A 3216-nucleotide genomic window follows, 5' to 3' on the forward strand; every position below is an offset into this window, starting at 1 on the left:
AGTATCATGCTCAAATAAGAGGACAGGTTCCTACTTTAGATATGTCCATGGGGGATACTCCCCGTACCGGATGGCAGAATAGAACTGTTAGGCCACATGAATTTGAGATCTCGAAACATCCTTCACCATATACCAAAAAGCTCGATAGCACCGTGTGGAGAGCCAATGCGGCATCACATCGGACAAAGGATGTGTATACCTATGATGATCGGGGAGCCATAATACGTTCTTTAGAGTATAGATGGGCAGATGTAGGAGGGTGGGAAAAACATATAAAAAATGAGTACACCTACGATGATGCGGGAAATAGGAAGAGTGCTCTTTTCTCCATGTGGGATGGTTCCGATGAGGATGGTTGGACGCAATGGGTAAAAAGTGAATATACGTATGATACTCTTGGGAGAAATATTGGGGAGAGGACCCTGAGGTGGGTAGATAGTTTTTCCGGGGGACACTGGGAAGCATTTTCAAAAAGTGAATATATCCATGACGATCGGGGGGAGTTGCTGAGTGGTTCCACTTTTTCCTTAGAGGGTGAAGACTGGATAGAGTCAATGAGATATAACTATGAGTATGATTCCTTGGGGTTTATACAAAGTATTACGTACTATGAACGCAGAGAAGACACGTGGGGTGAATATCTGCAATATCAATATATCTTTGACACTGGCGGTAATTTGATTAACTATATTTTTTATTCTTGGCACAATGATGCCTTTAAACCCTGGAGGAAAAATAGTTTCACCTATGATCATACCGTACCAATGTCTTCTATCGCTTCCGGCTGGAATCATGCGCATCACGTAAAAGAGGTGAATAAGGTAATCTCGGGGACAAGCTACGAGTGGAATTCTTTTCAGGAACAGTGGGGTGCTGAGAGCACCCGTAGCTTTTACTACACGTCCTTGGAAGAAACATCACTCCTTACGGAAACTCAAAAATCACCGGGGCGTATATCTGTTTTCCATACCGGAGAGCAGCTGCAACTCTCTTTACCCCGAGAAGGTGATACACAAATTCGTATCTATAATCTTACAGGCAGAGAAGTGTATGCCTCCGTCGTATCAGGCTGTTCAATACCTCTCTCTTTTCTATCGCCTGGGGTATATTTTGTTTCCTTGGCTATGGATTCGGGAGTGGATGTTCAAAGGATTACCGTTTCTGCCGGATATTAACATCGTCTAAAAAAGAGCGGGCTTGCCCGCTCGCCATATCTTCAAATGTGGGGTCGTGACGTGTTGAATCTGCTTGGAAAAGGGTATCTCGTGGTACGTTTAAGGATGCCGTGTATGCTCCTTCTTATGGATATTACAAAGCTTTTTCCTGAAAAGTATGAACTACTCCCAACTGCTCGTATGATAGAACTTTCGCCCTTGGTACGAAACGTACGCAGCCCTATGACCTCGCAGAGTAAGGTGGTACCTCTATATGAACCAAAAACGGGGACACGACCATGGTGTCCCCGCTTTTGCATGACTGAATATTCTTCGTACCCTTATTAGAGTTCTAAGGAAGCGCAATTCAGTGAGGAAGAACGGAACTGAACTCGTTTAATATTCAGTTTGTCTTTCAGAAGCTCATAGAACACCGTACAGAACCATTCACACGTGGAAGGACCTTTACTCACGGAGACTCTGCTTTCAGGATAGGATTTGATTAATTCATGATCGAGCACCTTCGCCGGCTCACCAAATCTATTGGTGGTTCCCTTCATACCTGTTTGATCATATCCCTGCAATACCAGGTCAAATAAGGGATCGCCTTCTTGAAAAATAGTGCCATGGTGAAAATTGTCTGCCACTTCCCAGGCAAGTTTTTGTGCTTCCTTCACAGGATAGGCATAGTTATGTTCGTTGAGTTTTCCTTCAATCTCAAGAGTGAGATATCCGGAATGTCCATGGAGATAACTTGCTTCTCCGGGGTAGTTCATGAATCGGTGTGCATACTGGAAATCCAGTTTGATAATTGAACGGTACGTGTCATGTGACATGTAAACCTCCAAAAAGAATATGTTGTTATACTTCCAGCAAAAAGAGTTCGAGAGCCCAATTTTGCTGTCATAGTGAATATATATAGAGTGGACAGATTAGGGGATAATTTTTATTATATAGCATATTTTATTATTTTATTTCATCCTTCGAGGGATATTTTTGTCGACAAAATGCGGTATTTGTTATATTTTAGCGGCATGAATATTTACGTAAGGATGTATCTTTGACGGTTGCTGAGCTGCTTCGTGCTAAAAATCTTCGAGTAACTCCCCAACGTGAAGCCATTGCGGAGATTTTACTGACCCATGGGCACCTTACGGTAGACAGTCTCTACGCGTTCCTTACAGAAACCCATCCCTCAATCTCCCTGGCAACGGTGTATAAAAACATAAAAGACATGGTGGAAAAAGGTTTTGTAATGGAAGTTTCCCTGCCAAATCAAAAAAGCCTCTTTGAGATACATAAGGAATCCCATGTGCATACCCATTGCAGATGCTGCGGTGCACTTACTGATATTCATTATAACCCCTTAGAATTGGCCGGGGATATTGCCACACTTCTGGGAGACTCCTTTTCTCCCGATTCGGCGCAGCTTGTATTTCAGGGAATTTGTAACACCTGCAAAAACACACAAAAATAAGCCTCTTTGGTGCATACCACACCCCGAGCGATCATTCCTCTGGTGTGGGTGTGCTCTTTGGTGTGGGACGTGGGTGAAAGTAGTGCTCCGGAGTTTTTAAGCGGGAACAGAATTGAGACAGGGATATGCCCACCTTCTTCTCATAGGGAGAAAATATTGAGTCATACTTGGTGCCCACGGCATCAAGGGGGATGATGAATTCTTCCTGTGGCGAATCCGTGAGAAAATCCCAGCCAATGCCCAGAGAGAGAAATATCTGTACTCCCTGCTCCTCTTGATAGGTGCGGTATTCCTTGAGTTTCCAGTGTGGGGCGATGGTTAGTTTCTCTCTTCCCTGAACACGCTCCCATGCTCTTCGCCATTTACACTCTAGTGCAAAGACAGTCCCTGTTTTTATATGGGTAAAGACAAGGTCTGGGTATTTATTTGTTACCGTGTAGACCGAAATATCATGAATGAATTTATCACCGCGCCACTCCGTAAATTCCCATGCATCTTGAAACCCCTCTTCTGCATAGAAGGTACGTACTACGTACTCTTCATAGCGATCGCCCAGCTCTTTTTTGCTCTGCTGTGGCGGAGCGG

Annotated in this window: 4 protein-coding genes and 1 pseudogene; 3 read left to right on the plus strand and 2 right to left on the minus strand. The window is 44.0% G+C overall.

Annotated features, from left to right (window positions below; genetic code table 11):
• A partial coding sequence (locus CALK_RS11540) for a T9SS type A sorting domain-containing protein (RefSeq protein ID WP_034638341.1) occupies nucleotides 1–1175 on the plus strand: 1175 nt, incomplete at its 5' end.
• Nucleotides 1176–1289: 114 nt separating this feature from the next.
• Nucleotides 1290–1502, plus strand: a complete 213-nt coding sequence (locus tag CALK_RS11545; RefSeq protein ID WP_022637841.1) for a hypothetical protein — start codon at nucleotides 1290–1292, stop codon at nucleotides 1500–1502.
• Here CALK_RS11545 and CALK_RS11550 read toward each other — a convergent pair.
• Nucleotides 1499–1990: a 6-pyruvoyl trahydropterin synthase family protein gene (locus CALK_RS11550; RefSeq protein ID WP_022637842.1), complete on the minus strand. Its 492-nt coding sequence runs from the start codon at nucleotides 1988–1990 to the stop codon at nucleotides 1499–1501. The genes CALK_RS11545 and CALK_RS11550 overlap by 4 nt on opposite strands.
• A 224-nt stretch (nucleotides 1991–2214) precedes the next feature.
• Between CALK_RS11550 and CALK_RS11555 the strand changes: the two genes are divergently transcribed.
• Complete coding sequence (locus tag CALK_RS11555) at nucleotides 2215–2631, plus strand: Fur family transcriptional regulator (RefSeq protein ID WP_022637843.1); 417 nt, start codon at nucleotides 2215–2217, stop codon at nucleotides 2629–2631.
• A gap of 31 nt (nucleotides 2632–2662) precedes the next feature.
• Here the strand turns inward: CALK_RS11555 and CALK_RS13075 are convergent.
• Nucleotides 2663–3216, minus strand: a pseudogene (locus CALK_RS13075) (hypothetical protein); the annotation flags it as partial.

Origin of the sequence: Chitinivibrio alkaliphilus ACht1, from assembly GCF_000474745.1 — a bacterium.
In the GTDB taxonomy this organism is placed as follows: domain Bacteria; phylum Fibrobacterota; class Chitinivibrionia; order Chitinivibrionales; family Chitinivibrionaceae; genus Chitinivibrio; species Chitinivibrio alkaliphilus.